General features: G+C 58.3%; 16 protein-coding genes. 7 read left to right on the forward strand and 9 right to left on the reverse strand.

Annotated features, from left to right (window positions below):
* The 4 genes from odhB to lpdA all read left to right on the forward strand — a co-directional run bounded on the left by odhB (position 1) and on the right by lpdA (position 3,727).
* Complete coding sequence (odhB, locus tag ACR0JX_RS13825) at positions 1 to 1,506, forward strand: 2-oxoglutarate dehydrogenase complex dihydrolipoyllysine-residue succinyltransferase (protein WP_480544364.1); 1,506 nt, start codon at positions 1 to 3, stop codon at positions 1,504 to 1,506.
* Between the two features lie 2 nt (positions 1,507 to 1,508).
* Entirely contained in the window at positions 1,509 to 1,778 is a 270-nt protein-coding gene (locus ACR0JX_RS13830; RefSeq protein ID WP_353012019.1) for a hypothetical protein, read from the forward strand.
* 80 nt (positions 1,779 to 1,858) lie between these two features.
* Positions 1,859 to 2,269, forward strand: a complete 411-nt coding sequence (locus ACR0JX_RS13835) for an MAPEG family protein (protein WP_480544365.1) — start codon at positions 1,859 to 1,861, stop codon at positions 2,267 to 2,269.
* A gap of 69 nt (positions 2,270 to 2,338) precedes the next feature.
* Positions 2,339 to 3,727, forward strand: coding sequence for a dihydrolipoyl dehydrogenase (lpdA, locus tag ACR0JX_RS13840; protein WP_480544366.1), 1,389 nt, complete (start codon positions 2,339 to 2,341; stop codon positions 3,725 to 3,727).
* 21 nt (positions 3,728 to 3,748) lie between these two features.
* Here lpdA and ACR0JX_RS13845 read toward each other — a convergent pair whose 3' ends face one another.
* Positions 3,749 to 4,327, reverse strand: coding sequence for a TetR/AcrR family transcriptional regulator (locus ACR0JX_RS13845; RefSeq protein ID WP_480544367.1), 579 nt, complete (start codon positions 4,325 to 4,327; stop codon positions 3,749 to 3,751).
* A 103-nt stretch (positions 4,328 to 4,430) separates the two neighbouring features.
* On the opposite strand from ACR0JX_RS13845, the gene ACR0JX_RS13850 reads away from it, so the two are divergent.
* Positions 4,431 to 5,024 carry an NAD(P)H-dependent oxidoreductase gene (locus ACR0JX_RS13850; RefSeq protein ID WP_480544368.1) on the forward strand — a complete coding sequence of 198 codons (594 nt, stop codon included), beginning with the start codon at positions 4,431 to 4,433 and terminating at the stop codon, positions 5,022 to 5,024.
* A 9-nt stretch (positions 5,025 to 5,033) separates the two neighbouring features.
* Here ACR0JX_RS13850 and ACR0JX_RS13855 read toward each other — a convergent pair whose 3' ends face one another.
* The 4 genes from ACR0JX_RS13855 to ACR0JX_RS13870 are packed head-to-tail and all read right to left on the reverse strand — an operon-like array spanning position 5,034 to position 7,939.
* Positions 5,034 to 5,639: a pyridoxamine 5'-phosphate oxidase family protein gene (locus ACR0JX_RS13855; protein ID WP_480544369.1), complete on the reverse strand. Its 606-nt coding sequence runs from the start codon at positions 5,637 to 5,639 to the stop codon at positions 5,034 to 5,036.
* Positions 5,626 to 6,366: a lysophospholipid acyltransferase family protein gene (locus ACR0JX_RS13860; RefSeq protein ID WP_480544370.1), complete on the reverse strand. Its 741-nt coding sequence runs from the start codon at positions 6,364 to 6,366 to the stop codon at positions 5,626 to 5,628. The genes ACR0JX_RS13855 and ACR0JX_RS13860 overlap by 14 nt, the downstream gene beginning before the upstream one ends.
* Complete coding sequence (locus ACR0JX_RS13865; protein ID WP_480544371.1) at positions 6,366 to 7,265, reverse strand: cell division protein FtsX; 900 nt, start codon at positions 7,263 to 7,265, stop codon at positions 6,366 to 6,368. The genes ACR0JX_RS13860 and ACR0JX_RS13865 overlap by 1 nt, the downstream gene beginning before the upstream one ends.
* Positions 7,262 to 7,939: a cell division ATP-binding protein FtsE gene (locus ACR0JX_RS13870; protein WP_480544372.1), complete on the reverse strand. Its 678-nt coding sequence runs from the start codon at positions 7,937 to 7,939 to the stop codon at positions 7,262 to 7,264. The genes ACR0JX_RS13865 and ACR0JX_RS13870 overlap by 4 nt, the downstream gene beginning before the upstream one ends.
* Before the next feature lie 182 nt (positions 7,940 to 8,121).
* On the opposite strand from ACR0JX_RS13870, the gene ACR0JX_RS13875 reads away from it, so the two are divergent.
* A complete protein-coding gene (locus tag ACR0JX_RS13875; RefSeq protein WP_480544373.1) occupies positions 8,122 to 8,871 on the forward strand; it encodes a zinc-ribbon domain-containing protein in 750 nt (249 codons plus the stop codon).
* 5 nt (positions 8,872 to 8,876) lie between these two features.
* On the opposite strand, the gene ACR0JX_RS13880 is transcribed toward ACR0JX_RS13875, so the two are convergent.
* The 4 genes from ACR0JX_RS13880 to argH all read right to left on the reverse strand — a co-directional run bounded on the left by ACR0JX_RS13880 (position 8,877) and on the right by argH (position 14,559).
* Positions 8,877 to 11,420 (reverse strand): TIGR02302 family protein, encoded by a 2,544-nt coding sequence (locus tag ACR0JX_RS13880; protein ID WP_480544374.1) that lies wholly within the window; start codon positions 11,418 to 11,420, stop codon positions 8,877 to 8,879.
* Positions 11,421 to 11,456: 36 nt separating this feature from the next.
* Complete coding sequence (gene lysA / locus ACR0JX_RS13885) at positions 11,457 to 12,722, reverse strand: diaminopimelate decarboxylase (protein WP_480544375.1); 1,266 nt, start codon at positions 12,720 to 12,722, stop codon at positions 11,457 to 11,459.
* Positions 12,723 to 12,988: 266 nt separating this feature from the next.
* Complete coding sequence (locus ACR0JX_RS13890; RefSeq protein WP_417750407.1) at positions 12,989 to 13,174, reverse strand: argininosuccinate lyase; 186 nt, start codon at positions 13,172 to 13,174, stop codon at positions 12,989 to 12,991.
* Positions 13,171 to 14,559, reverse strand: a complete 1,389-nt coding sequence (gene argH, locus ACR0JX_RS13895) for an argininosuccinate lyase (protein WP_480544376.1) — start codon at positions 14,557 to 14,559, stop codon at positions 13,171 to 13,173. Before argH ends, ACR0JX_RS13890 begins: the two co-directional genes overlap by 4 nt.
* Before the next feature lie 21 nt (positions 14,560 to 14,580).
* Here argH and ACR0JX_RS13900 point away from each other — a divergent pair, with 21 nt between their 5' ends.
* Positions 14,581 to 15,147, forward strand: a complete 567-nt coding sequence (locus ACR0JX_RS13900) for a TlpA disulfide reductase family protein (protein WP_170535784.1) — start codon at positions 14,581 to 14,583, stop codon at positions 15,145 to 15,147.
* Positions 15,148 to 15,158: the final 11 nt, after the last annotated feature.

Genomic DNA, 15,158 nt, shown 5'->3' on the forward strand with positions numbered 1-15,158 from the left:
ATGACGATTGAAGTTCGTGTTCCCACGCTTGGCGAGTCGGTAACCGAAGCCACAGTTGCGACATGGTTCAAGAAACCAGGCGACGCGGTCGCTGTGGATGAGATGCTCTGTGAGCTTGAAACAGACAAGGTCACCGTCGAAGTCCCCGCCCCCGCCGCCGGTGTGATGGGTGAGATCGTTGCGGCCGAAGGCCAGACGGTTGGCGTCGATGCGTTGCTGGCGACCATCGCAGATGGTGACAGCGCAGCGGCTGCCCCTGCGGCCGCGGCGCCGGCCCCTGCAGCAGCGCCCGCGGCGTCAGCGGGCAGTGTCGACGTGATGGTGCCAACACTGGGCGAGTCCGTGACCGAGGCAACCGTGTCAACTTGGTTCAAACAGGTTGGCGACAGCGTCGCTCAGGACGAAATGCTATGCGAGTTGGAAACCGATAAAGTCTCGGTCGAGGTACCTGCCCCCGCAGCGGGTGTTCTGGCAGAAATTGCAGCTCCCGAAGGTACAACTGTAGATGCCTCAGCGAAACTGGCGGTGATATCGGGTGCGGCGGCTGGTGCGGCTCCGGCGGCTGCCGCAGCAGCAACGGCCCCCACAGCAGCCAGCACAGGCAAAGACGTGGCCAATGCCCCCTCTGCTGAGAAAGCCATGGCCGAGGCAGGCATGTCCGCTGATCAGGTCACCGGGACTGGTCGTGATGGCCGGATTATGAAAGACGATGTGGCACGTGCCGTTGCAACCGCTGCTGCCCCGGCCCCCGCACCTGCGGCAGCGCCTGCTCCGGCCCCGCGCGCTCCGGTTGCGGCCAGCGACGCTGCGCGCGAGGAACGGGTCAAAATGACCCGCTTGCGTCAGACCATCGCAAAGCGCCTGAAAGACAGCCAGAACACCGCAGCGATGCTGACCACCTATAACGAGGTCGACATGACCGAGGTGATGGCCCTGCGCAGCCAGTACAAGGACCAGTTCGAAAAGAAACATGGCGTCCGTTTGGGCTTTATGTCCTTCTTCACCAAGGCCTGCTGCCACGCGTTGAAAGAAGTGCCCGAGGTGAATGCCGAGATCGACGGTACCGACATCGTCTACAAGAACTTCGTCCATATGGGTGTAGCCGCTGGTACACCGACAGGACTGGTGGTTCCGGTTATCCGCGATGCCGACAGCATGTCCTTTGCCGCGATCGAAAAGGCGATTGCCGAAAAAGGTAAACGCGCCCGTGACGGCAAGCTGAGCATGGAAGAGATGCAAGGCGGCACCTTCACCATCTCAAACGGCGGTGTCTACGGCTCGTTGATGTCCTCGCCGATCCTGAACCCGCCGCAATCGGGCATACTTGGCATGCACAAGATTCAGGACCGCCCGATGGCGATCAACGGTCAAGTGGTGATCCGCCCGATGATGTATCTGGCGCTGTCCTATGACCACCGGATCGTCGACGGCAAAGGCGCGGTAACCTTCTTGGTTCGCGTGAAAGAAGCGCTTGAAGACCCCCGCCGCCTGCTTATGGATCTGTAACCATGGCAACGCATATTCTCTGGCAGGCCGATGTCGCAGATTTCGATGTCTGGCTAAAGGTGTTCCGCGAGGATCAAAAAATGAGAGAGGCCGCGGGTATCCGCGACCTCCACATCTGGCGTGACCCCAATTTGAAAGATCATGCGGTGGCCTTGTTTGAAGTCACCGACCTTGAACGCGCACAGAGTTTCATCGAGTCCGAAGAATTGGCCATGCATCACGAACGCGGCGGCGTGGCCCATATTCAGGTCAAGATACTGACACCCGTTTGAATGCGACTGCCACTGGACATAGACCCCAAGTATGGCCCGGGCACGACGACGCCGGGCAACACAACAAAAGTTTCTCAAGCGTGACCCCTGAACTCACAGCCCTGACATTGGCCGCACTTTTGCAGGTTGTTCAGTATGTGGTGATGGCAGTCCCCGCAAATTTGGAACTCGGACCCGGCAAGACCACGTCTGCTCGCGACCGAAGCCGGTTGGGCGGCGGGTTAGAAGATCAGCTTTCGGAAAAAACAGCGCGTCTGTACCGCGCGTTGAACAATCACTTCGAAGGGCTGATCCTGTTCGCTATCGCCTGTGTCGTCGTCACACTCAGCGGATCAACCGGTGGCTTCACGACCACCTGCGCGTATATCTATCTGACTGCGCGCGTCCTGTATGTGCCAGCGTATTACTATGGCCTCAGACCCTGGCGCACACTGATCTGGTTGGTCGGATTTCTGGCCACAACCCTCATGCTTTTGGCGGTGTTATTGTGACCCCGCTGTTGTACAAATTGTTCATAGGCCCAAACCCTGTGACAGCCCGACTTCTCAAGGAGATCCCTCATGGCAAACTATGACGTCATCGTAATCGGAGCAGGCCCCGGCGGCTATGTCTGCGCCATCCGCTGCGCCCAGTTGGGCCTGAAAACCGCCGTGGTCGAAGGACGTGAGACGCTGGGTGGCACCTGCCTGAACGTGGGCTGCATCCCATCCAAAGCGCTTCTGCATGCCAGTCATCAATTGCACGAGGCCGAACATAACTTTGCCAAGATGGGTCTGAAAGGCAAAAGCCCCTCGGTCGATTGGAAGCAGATGCAGGCCTACAAAGAAGAGACAATTGAAGGCAATACCAAGGGCATCGAGTTCCTGTTTAAGAAGAACAAGATCGACTGGCTGAAAGGCTGGGGCTCGATCCCGGCTGCCGGCCAGGTTAAGGTGGGTGACGAATTGCACGAAGCCAAGAATATCATTATCGCTTCGGGCTCGGAACCGGCTTCGCTGCCTGGCGTCGAAGTGGATGAAAAGGTTGTTGTGACCTCGACCGGTGCGCTGTCTTTGGGCAAAATCCCCAAGAAAATGGTCGTGATCGGCGCGGGTGTAATCGGCCTGGAACTGGGCTCGGTCTATCAGCGTTTGGGGGCTGAGGTCACGGTAATTGAATTCCTCGATGTGATCACTCCGGGCATGGACCCCGAGGTGCAGAAAACCTTCCAACGTATCCTGAAGAAGCAGGGTCTGAAATTCGTGATGGGGGCCGCAGTTCAGAAAACCGAGGCCACTAAGACAAAAGCCAAAGTCACGTACAAACTGCGTAAAGATGACAGCGAACATGTGATCGACGCAGACGCCGTGCTGGTTGCCACCGGGCGCAAGCCGTTCTCAGACGGTCTGGGACTGGATGCTCTGGGCGTCGAAATGACACCGCGTGGTCAGATAAAGGTCGGTGCCGACTGGCAGACCAACGTGCCCGGTATTTATGCCATCGGCGACGTGACCGAAGGCCCAATGCTGGCGCATAAGGCCGAGGATGAGGGCATGGCCGCAGCCGAACAGGTCGCGGGCAAGCATGGTCATGTCAACTATGGCGTCATTCCGGGTGTGATCTACACCTGGCCCGAGGTCGCCAATGTTGGCGAGACCGAAGAGACGCTGAAAGAACAGGGCCGTGCCTACAAAGTTGGCAAGTTCATGTTCATGGGCAACGGTCGCGCCAAGGCGAACTTTGCCGCCGATGGGTTCGTCAAGATTCTGGCCGATAAGGAAACTGATCGTATTCTCGGCGCACATATCATCGGCCCGGCCGCAGGTGATCTGATCCATGAGGTCTGCGTGGCGATGGAGTTTGGTGCCTCTGCCGAGGACCTCGCCCTGACCTGCCACGCCCACCCGACCTATTCCGAAGCCGTGCGCGAGGCTGCACTGGCCTGCGGTGACGGACCAATCCACAGCTAACGCTCATGACCCCAGCCGCGATCAGCGCGCTGGGGTCAGCCACGCCTCCAGATATGTTTCCAGCCGATCTGTAAATGTCGTCGCAGAATGCAGCGCGCAGAATCTCAGAGACATGGCCTGAATCGCAAAAGCCTGCACGCCCTCGGCCAATAGCTCTGATGGCACATCCTTGCGCATCTCGGTTGCATCAAGCCACATCATCACCACGCGGAAATACCGCTCAAAGCAATAGGCGATGGGCCCGATTTCAGCGATAGCGGTTGCACCTGAATATCGGATCAAAAGATCGAAGACATACCTCTCGGACGTCATGAAACTGTGAACCGGTTCAAGGGCGGTGATGATCTCGGCGACGGTTCCTGGCTTTGGCCCGTTGTCAGCCTGATCCAGACAGGCATTCAATTTGTCCGCGATCATGATCTCCATCAACGCATCTTTGTCGCGGAAATGGGCGAAGAACGTGCCTTTGGCAACGCCAGCCAGTTGCACCACCTCCTCGACCCTTAAGGCCTCGTATCCGTTTTTCTGAATCAACTCTTCCGATGCTGCCATCAGGCGGGCGCGGGTTTTCAGTGTGCGTTTCTGAACTGTCTTTTGCATGAGCCCAGATTGCATATTTTTTGACCGCGGTCAAATTTATTATTGACCGTAGTCATTTTTTGATTCTATAAGATGACCGTGGTCATTTTTTAGGAGAAACCCAATGCAACCGAAGAAAATCCTGATCCTGGACGGGCACCCTGGTGGAAACAGCCTGTCGCGCACCTTTGCGCAGACATATGGCGATGCGGCACGCCAGAATGGCCATGACGTGCGCGTCGTTCACCTAAGCGATCTTCAGTTTGACCTGGATTTCGGTCAGGGCAATTACCATGATTTCAAACCCCTCGAACCCGAACTGGAACAGGTTCTGCAAGATATTGAGTGGAGCAATCATCTGGTCCTGACTGCGCCTATGTGGTGGGGTGGATTGCCTGCGAAACTGAAAGGGCTGATCGACCGGATGTTCATCCCGGGGCGCACTTTCGACACGCGCAACACGACGAAACTCGGTTTTCCAGCCCCGATGCTGACCGGGCGCACTGCGCGCGTGATCCTGACCTCAGACACGCCCGGCTGGTTCATGCGCTTGATCTATCGCCAAGCGCTCATCCGTCAGGTGCGTGATCAGATATTGGGGTTTGTCGGCTTCAAACCAACGAAGTTCACTTATTTCGCAGGTGCCAGCTATCCAAAAGCCGGCAGCGTCGAGCGCTGGATCTCGAAGGTTGAAAAAATTGGGGCGGCGGCGGTTTGATCGCTATGCCTACCACATCGTTTTGGCGGCGCGCGGAGCCCATTCCTGGTCATAGCGTGCGCCACCCTCCTCACCGTCCGACGCTTCGGCAAGGATCTCTCCCACCGTTGGGAGGCCTTGGGATTCATCATCGCTTGACCAAGTTTTAGCCCGCATCAGCGCACGGGCGCATTGCGTGTAGATTTCCTGGATGTCAATCACGATAACGGTCGCTGGGCGTTTGCCATGCTTTTCGAACCGCACGCGCAAGTTCTCATCAGCCGTCAACCGTGCCGATCCGTTCAAACGAACCACATTGTTTGAACCCGGCACAAAAAACATCAACGACACGCGCGGGTCTCGCACGATATTGCGCAGCGAATCCAAGCGGTTGTTTCCTCGCCAATCCGGCAGGGCCAGCGTAGCGGGATCCAGTTCCAGAACCACCGGGCCATCGTCACCGCGCGGGCTGCCATCTACGCCTTCCGGGCCAACCGTACTCAGAACGCATAGTCGGGACGCCATAATCCACTTACGATAAAGCGGCGTAAGCTGTCGCACCACCTTACGCAAAGATGGCGCGCCCGGTGTGCCGTAGAGCCCTTCTAGCGTGCTTAGATCGTCAATGAACTGCATCCGGATCAAACCCCACTTCTTGCATCAGCGCGTCAGAACGTGTTTCGATTACGTTTTCTAGACGTTCCAGAAATTCTTCGCGTTCTACACCGGGCTCAATGGGTTCAAGGAAGTCTACAATCGCAAGGCCCGGCTTGCGCATGAGACCCGTACGCGGCCAAAACACGCCCGCATTTGTCGCCACAGGGACACAGGGAAAACCCAACCCTTCGTACAAAACGGCAGTGCCAACTTTGTAAGGTTTCTTGGCCCCCGGTGCGACGCGGGTGCCTTGCGGATAGATGACCAGCTGACCGGGTTCGGTGAATTCTTTAGCGACGTCCTTGACCATCTTGGCAACGGCAGCGCCCTTCTTGCCCCGGTTCACGGGAATACAGCCCAGACGGCGCGCATACATCCCGATGATCGGGGTCCACAACAGCTCTCGCTTCATGATGAACTTGCCATGCGGGATAGCGTTGAAGATCATAATGATATCGAGAAAGGATTGATGCTTGGCACCGATTACAACCTCACCTGTCGGCGGTGTACCGCGTACTTCGCTGCGAATACCCACCATCCAGCGCGCCAGCCACAATGTGCTGCGCGCATAGGTTTTGCAGGCCCTTGATGCCCCCCGTTTTGCAAAAATCGCATAGGGCAAAAACACGATACCAAGGATCAACATCCAAAGGTAGATCACGAACATAAAGACCAACGAGCGGAGCCATTGAACAGCCTTGGACATCAGGAAAGCTCCTTCAACTTGCGGCGCGCAGCGGTCCAAGTCGCGAAGAAAGCGACAACGGCACCCAGAATTGGGATCACCACCGGCAGCGCCCAATCCGTCCCCTGAAATCCGACGCCGGACAAGAACCCTCCGGCATCCGAGGCTTCGGGCAATAGCAGAACACCGATCATGCCCAGCATTGTGCCCACCGCCGCACCGAACAGCGCACGATAGGTGAACCGACGCACAAAAGCGCCCGCGATGAACCGGTCGCGCGCACCGACCTGACGCAACACCTCGATGATCTGCGCATTCGCCGCCAGAGAGGCATTGGCCGCTAACGTGATCATGGCAGCTGTTGCGCCTCCGATCAGCAGGATCGAAATCCACCCAAGCCGTCGCAGTGACATGGCCGCGTCTACCAAAGGTTCGCGCCATCGTGTGTGGTCGTCCAGTACAGCACCCGGCACTTCGGCCCCCAAACGCAGGCGCAGGCCAGCAACATCCAAACCCGGTTCACCTTCGACAATCTCGATCAGCTGCGGTATGGGCAACGTATCCAGCGGCAAGTCCGGTCCAAACCAGGGCGACAGCAACACCGCCTGTTCTTCAACAGTCAGCGCACGGGCTGATGCCACACCCGGTGTCTGGTTCAGAACGGTCAGAGCGGCCTCAGTCTGGGCAGCCAGTTGTTCAGCAGGGGCGTTGATCCGCAACGTTGCCGCCCCGGCCAGTTCCGAGGCCCAGCGATCCGCGATCCGGCCCGAGGCCAGAGACAAGGCCAACGCAAAAACCGTCAGAAAGGCCATCGCGCCAGAAACGAACAATGTCAGATGAGCGGTATAACCAGTTGGCGGTACCACCCGATCGGCGCGGCTGTCGCGGCGCAGCAGATTTCGGATGTCACCCTTGCTCATAGATCTGCCCCCGCCAGCTGCAACCGGCGTTGCGAAATTCGCAGAACGCGGGCCTGGACCTGACTTTTTGCGGCGCGGATCAGACTTAGATCATGGGTTGCGATCAGGACGGTTTTGCCCATTTTGTTCAACTCGACCAGCAAGCGCAACAGACGCTGCGACATCTCCCAATCCACATTTCCCGTGGGTTCGTCCGCCAATACAACATCGGGTGACAGGATCAGGGCACGCGCCAGTGCGGCACGTTGGCGTTCACCTCCCGACAGTTCGGGCGGATGTGCGTCTAGCCGCGAACCTAAACCGACCCATCCCAGCAATTCTGACAGATTGCTTTGTTCCTCGGCCTCGGCGCGGCCCGAAACCATCAAGGGCAAGGCCACGTTTTCTGCCAGCGTCATGTGATCAAGGAACTGACAATCCTGATGTACAACACCGATCCGGCGGCGCAGCAACGCCATCTCATCACGGTCTAAGGCTGAAACATCCTGCTCAAAGGCGCTCAGACGCCCCGACGTTGGCAACAACGCACCATAGCACAGCTTTAGAAAAGTGGTTTTGCCCGCCCCGGATGGACCCGTCAGAAAATGAAACGAGCCCGGCTGCAATTGCACCGAGACGTCGCTCAGCAATTCGCCGCCACCATAGGTGTAGCTGACATTCTCCAGCTCGATCACACGTGTCCCCTTTATTATGCTGCTCTTCTTGCCCGAGCGCGAATGTGGTTTCAATGCCTGTACCGAGTCCAATTGGTGACACTTGGACCCTGAAACCGAAATCGCGCTTTGCTGTTGGGTCTTAACGGAATAATATGCCTGAAAAAACTATTATCCGCCGAATTGCCGGCCGGGGAGGCAGCATGCGTCTTACATGTCCGAATTGCAGTGCCCAATATGAGGTGCCAGACGAGGTCATCCCCGAAGAAGGCCGCGATGTACAATGTTCGGCCTGTGATCAGACATGGTTTCAGGCGAAATACCCCGCCGATGAAACAGCTGGGGTGGAAACCACCGAACTGAAGGCCAAGCTGTCTGAGCTCGAGACGTCAACACCTGAGGAGGAAGACGACACAGGCAGTGACAGGTCTCCGGTCGAGGAAGCTTTTTCCGACCAGGAGACGGAAGTGGCCACGACTGAAACCAACACGTCCGGAAATATTGACCCCTCTGTCGCCGATATTCTTCAGGAAGAGGCCGCACGAGAATCCGAACTCAGGGCGCAGGAAGGCAGCAGCCTTGAAACGCAGCCTGATCTCGCATTGGATGTCGCACCAATTCCAAAGGTCGAACCCAAAACGCCAACCGCGTCAGAAACATCCGAAGATGCCGGTCAGAAAGAGGCGTTGCCGGATGTCGAGACCATCAACTCCAGCATGTTGGCCGAAGACCCGGATGCCGCGCAACCAGCACGCAAATCCGGTGGCTTTGTACGCGGGTTTGCATTGGTTCTGATCATCGCGGTGATCCTATATCTGATCTACGGCAATGCGCAGCAAATCAGCGAAGTCGTCCCACAGGCCGATCCAGTGCTGAAACCCTACGTATCGCTGATCGATCAGGCGCGTATCTGGCTTGAGGCACAGGCCGGATCAGGCGCATCACAGGACTGACGGCCTCAGAACCGTTCCAGCAGCCGTTTCAGGTATTCCAACTCAATCGTAGGCCGGTCGGTTTCTCCGGTCCGTCGGCGGATTTCATCCAGCAGCTCACGCGCGCGGCGGTAAACATCTTCGCCTTGCAACAGATTGTCATCCGTCGAGATGGACCCCGCAGCGCCGGGGTTTCGACCCAGTGGATCACGGTTATTCGCTTGGGCCTCGCCTTCCTGCGCACCTTGACCGGATTGGTTTTGCTGGTTCTCGGCCAACGCCTCACCAAGTGAGCGCATGCCTTCGCGCAGGGCTTCCATCGCTTCGGATTGACGATCTATCGCCTCGGCCAGATCGTCGCCGCGCAGGGCCTGTTCGGCCTCATCCATGGCCCGACCCGCACGGCCCAGCGCATCGCGGGCAGCTTCGCCCTCCTGCGTGCCGGCACCCGGCAGGCCCTGTTCCTGACGCCGCAATTCATCGCGCAGCGCCTGTTGACGATCCGCCAGACTTCCCTGACCGGATTGGCCTTCACCAGCCTGATCCGAATCCTGCCCCTGACCGCCCTGCCCTTCGTGGCTTTGACCCCGACCCTGACCACCATTGCGACCTTCATTGCCCAGGCTTTCACCGGCCTGCCCGCCCGGGTTGAATTGTTCCTGCAAATCGCGGAAGGCCTGATCGCTCAGACCTTGTTGTTCGCGCAATGTCTCGGCTAGACCTTCCATGGCCTGTTGCCCCTCGGACTGGCCACCTTGACCCTGACCTTGGGTAACACGCATGTTTTCCATCATCTGCTGAAACTCTTCCAGCGCCTGCTGGGCTTCGGCCATGCGGCCCTGTTCCATCAGTTCTTGAATGCGGTCCATCATGGCCTGCAGATCATCCTGCGACATCTGCAGCGACTCGCCATTTTGCCCAGACTGACGTTCACCATCTTCGCCATTCTGTTGCGCCAGACGCTGCAACTGTTGCAGATAGTCCTGCGTCGCCTCGCGCAGCTCCTGCATCAACTCTGCAATCTCTTCTTCGCTCGCACCATTTTGCATCGCCTCGCTTAGGCGTTCCTGCGCGCGGCGCATCCGCTCAAGTGCGTCGGCCAGGGTGCCGTCTTCGATCAGCACCGCCAGATCCCACAGGGCTTGCGCGATTTCTTCCTGCTGAGGCTGCTTCAACCCGTACTGATTAAAGGTCTCCAACCGACGTAATAACACGCGCAGTCGCAGATAGGCCGTATCCGAGCGGAACAGACCCTCGGGCTGATGCGAAACTGCCCGCAACACCTGAGCGACCCGTGCGCCGTTCTCGCGCGACCAAAGCAGATCGCGCCGTTGTTCGATCACAGCAGCCGCAAGCGGATCAAAGAACCGGCGCGCAGGCAAGAGGGTCAGATAGGGTTGCGATTCCGATTGCTGATCCGCCGCATCGCGCGCCATCAGCGTTATCCGCACCGGCAGATGCGCCCATGGATGCTGCGAGAAGTCTTCAATCAAGTCTTCGGTAAAATCAGCCCGGTCGCCGGTGATGGGCATGGGCAATTCAATCTCGATCACCTCGCGCGGCTCAGGTTCGGTGGTCAAACCATACCGGCGATCTACGGCGTCCAGATCAAGTTCGATCAGGGCAGAGCCAGAGACAACGCCATAGTCGTCACTGGATTGAAACGGCAGCTTCATCTGCCCGCCCGCTTCGGCCTCGGCCCGACCTGCCACGTCAATGGTCGGAGGGGCATCGCCAATCACGTCAACAACCCAATCCCGGCCTGCAGGTCCTTCGATCCGCAATTGCCCCGATTGAGTGACAACAAAATCCTGTTCTGGTTCAGTGGCAGCTTCGGTTCCAGTGACCGAACTTGTTTCGGTCAGGCTGTGGGCACCAACCTCACCATAAAACCTCAAAGTCACACTACTGCCCGCAGGCACCGACAGAGCGGGCTCGGATTGATCGGCAAGATAGAGTGTCGGCAGGCCGGTATAGCGCGGTGGCTCAACCCAGCCCTCCCAGGTTGGTCCCTGCCCCGCGACCGCCGTTCCCGGCGTCATCTCGGCGACGGAGCCAATGCGCCATAGCGATCCGAACAGCATGGCGACAACCAAAGCCAATAGCGCGGCATAGCGCAGGGCGTATGGATCGCGCGAAGCAAGGCGCAGATCAGGTTGCACTGCCTCGGCCTGAGAAACGCGCTGCGCCATCCGTGCCTTGTGTGCCTGCCACAAAGCAACTGAATCCGCATCCGTCGCCCCAATGGCCTGGTCATCGATCAACGCCTGAATAGGGCGACCGGGCAAAGCCTCATCCAAGCGCACAAGCGCCTCAGAGCGCGTCGGCCGATGGAATCGCCGAATCCCAACAGCTGCAGCCACGCTCAGCGCGATCAGGCTGACTGCACCTGCGGCCCAGACAAATTCAACGCGCACCTGATCCTGAAGGCCCAGCATCAAAGCAGCCAGAACAGCCATCAAAATCGAGAAAAACGGCCAGAATGCGCGCAAAACCTGCTCGGCCAGCATCCCCGCATGGGTCAGCCAGAGCGAACGTTTTGGGATCGGCAGTTTCACTTTATCGCGCAATGCGGGCCTCCTGATCGGGCCCTTACGCTGATTGCGTCAAAGCCACGTAGGTATGGTATCGCGGTTTATGATTTCGTCAAAGCTTGGGCGTTCACGAATAACTGCAAATTGATCCTCATGCACCAGAACCTCGGGGATCAACGGCCGCGTGTTGTATTCACTAGACATCACCGCGCCATAAGCACCGGCACTGCGGAACGCCACCAGATCACCCGCATCGAGCGGCGGCATGTTGCGCTGTTTGGCAAAAGTATCGCCGCTTTCGCAGACCGGGCCCACGATGTCATAGGGTTGTTGTTCAACGCCAGGCACAGGTTCCTGAACAGCAATAATGTCGTGATACGCCTCGTACATTGCCGGGCGGATAAGATCATTCATTGCGCCATCAAGGATCAGAAAATCTCGACCCTCGCCGGATTTCACATAGATCACCTTGCTCACCATCAACCCGGCATTGCCCGCGATCAGACGGCCAGGTTCGATCTCGATTTCACAATCCAAATGTCCCAGCGTCTTCTTGATCAGCGCACCATATTCGACAGGCAGCGGCGGCGCATCGTTCGAGCGCGCATATGGAATGCCCAAACCGCCCCCTAGATCAAGGCGGCGGATATTGTGCCCCTCGGCCCGCAACTGTTCGGTCAGTTCAGCGACCTTGGTATAGGCAAGCTCAAACGGCTCCAGTTCGGTCAATTGTGATCCGATATGAACGTCAATCCCAATCACCTCGAGCCCCGGTAGGCTGGCGGCCAGCGCATAAACCTCGGATGCGCGCGAGATCGGAATGCCAAATTTATTTTCGGACTTACCTGTCGCAATCTTGGCATGAGTCTTCGCATCCACATCCGGGTTCACCCGGATTGTGATCGGCGCAACCATCCCCAGCTCTGCCGCAACCGCGCTGATCACCTTCAGCTCGGGTTCGGATTCCACGTTGAACTGACGGATACCGCCGGTCAGGGCAGTCCGGATCTCATCTGCCGTTTTGCCGACGCCCGAAAACACGATCTTGTCACCCGGAACACCTGCTGCTTTGGCGCGCAAGTACTCACCGCCCGAAACAACATCCATCCCAGCGCCTGCCTGTGCCAATGTCTTCAGGATGGCCTGATTGCTGGCCGCTTTCATCGCGTAGCAAACAAGGTGATCGGTTCCCTCAAGCGCATCATCAAACAGCTTGAAATGACGCAGCAAGGTGGCTGTTGAGTAGACATAGAACGGGGTTCCGACCGCGGCAGCGATTTCGGAGACAGGGACATCCTCGGCGAAAAGCGCGCCGTCGCGGTAGAGAAAGTGATCCATATCTGCGCGCTTAGACCAAAACGGCCCCCCGGTTCAATGGATTCGGGTGCTCAAGAGCCCCGCGCGGCCATTTAGAACTCTGTCGAGACCCCGGCACGTGCATAGCCGGATACAGAAATGCCGGACTGTTTTGGCTCTGGCTTAGGATCAGGGCGCGACGCAGATGTGGATTCGCACGCCGCCAAAACGGCAAGCGTTAGAACTAGGCCGATGGTTCGCATATGCCGTTCTCCTCAGGCTAGGTGCTAACGGTGTTGGGTTTCGGATCAGACACCCAGATAAAGGCCAAGGCCGCCTTTGCGTAGGCCAACGCCTCCGCCAACATGTGTCCCACTGGATCCGACGCCAACACCCAGGCTGGCGGTCGGCTGAACAGGTTCGCCATCGGCACCACAGGCTGCCAAGGCAAAACCGGTCAAGATCAGCAGAATGACCCGAAACATACGCATCATACCAACGCCTTCCATCGTTTGATCTGAGCCCGCACCTGATCAGGCGCAGTCCCTCCATAAGATTGGCGCGAGTTTACCGAGTTTTCAACGGTGAGGACAGAATAGACGTCATCGGTGATATCATCGTGGACCGATTGCATGTCTTCCAACGACAGATCCGGCAGGTCGCTGCCCTTGCTTTCGGCCATGGCAACCAGCGACCCGGTCACATGGTGCGCATCGCGGAACGGCAGGCCCAGCACCCGGACCAGCCAGTCGGCTAGATCGGTCGCGGTCGAAAAACCAGACCCCGCAGCGGCAGCAAGGCTATCGCGGTTGGCGTTCATATCCTTGACCATGCCTTCCATCGCGGCCAGCGCGAGCATCCAGTTGTCGGCGGCGTCAAAGACCTGTTCCTTGTCTTCCTGCATGTCCTTGGAATAGGCCAGCGGCAGGCCCTTCATCACCATCATCAGCGCAGTGTTCGCACCAAAGATGCGGCCAACTTTGGCGCGGATCAGCTCCGCCGCGTCGGGGTTTTTCTTCTGCGGCATGATCGACGAGCCGGTCGAGAATCGGTCGGACAGCGTCACAAACCGGAATTGGGCCGAGGACCAGATCACCAGTTCTTCGGCAAAGCGCGACAGGTGAACGGCGCAGATCGAGGCAGTGGACAGGAACTCTAGCGCGAAGTCGCGGTCGCTGACCGCATCCAGCGAGTTCGCGGCAGGGCAGTCAAAGCCTAGCGCTTCGGCCGTCATGTACCGGTCGATTGGGAAAGATGTCCCGGCCAGCGCAGCGGCCCCCAGCGGGGATTCGTTCATCCGGGCGCGCGCGTCACGCACGCGGGACAGGTCGCGACCAAACATCTCGACATAGGCCATCATGTGGTGGCCCCATGTTACCGGCTGCGCGGTTTGCAAATGGGTAAAGCCCGGCATGACCCAATCCGCCCCGGCCTCGGCCTGCGCCAAAAGCGCGCGGATCAGAGCCAGAATGCCGGTTTCTGCCGTATCCAACTGATCGCGGACCCAGAGTTTGAAATCGGTCGCCACCTGATCATTGCGCGACCGACCCGTGTGCAGACGGCCTGCGGGTTCACCGATCACCTCTTTCAGGCGCGCTTCGACATTCATGTGGATGTCTTCCAGCGCGGTCGAGAACTGAAAGTCTCCGTTTTGGATTTCTGACAAAACGGTGAGCAGCCCTTCCCGAATAGCCTGCGCGTCACTATCACTAATAACGCCTGTGGCGGCCAACATGGCGGCATGGGCGCGCGAGCCTGCGATGTCCTGGGCTGCCATCCGCTGATCGAACCCGATCGAGGCATTGATTGCCTCCATGATCGCGTTTGGACCGGCGGCGAAGCGGCCGCCCCACATCTGGTTCGAGGATTGATCGGTCATGAAAGAAAACCCGGAGTTGATATGCGCCTGTTACGTCTGATCCCCCTTTATATGGCCCTAGCGCTGGGTGCAAACGCCGCTTTGGCAACCGATGCCGAGACATTGGGGCCGCTGCGCGAGGACAGCCTGAAGCGACTGATCCTGCACAAAGAGCCCAAACCGGTTGAAGCGGTTGAATTTGAGTTGGAAGATGATGGCGGCACGGCGTCTCTGGAGGACTATAAGGGCAAATACATCCTCCTGAACTTCTGGGCCACCTGGTGTGCCCCGTGCCGCAAGGAGATGCCCCAGATCGCTGAACTTCAAGAAGAGTTCGGCGGCGACAGGTTCGAGGTGCTGACGTTGGCCACCGGGCGCAACTCACCCGCCGGGATCAAAAAGTTCTTTGACGAGAACGGGATCGACAACCTGCCTCGCCATCAGGACCCCAAACAGGCCGTGGCGCGTGAGATGGGCGTGATTGGCCTGCCGATCACCGTGATACTTGATCCGGACGGCAATGAGATCGCGCGACTGATTGGTGATGCCGAATGGAACTCGGATAGCGCGAAGGCGATTATCTCGGCTCTCGTCAACGCTGAAAGCTGAGAAATTCTGCT

The sequence above is a fragment of the Ruegeria sp. AH7 genome (genome assembly GCF_056541325.1).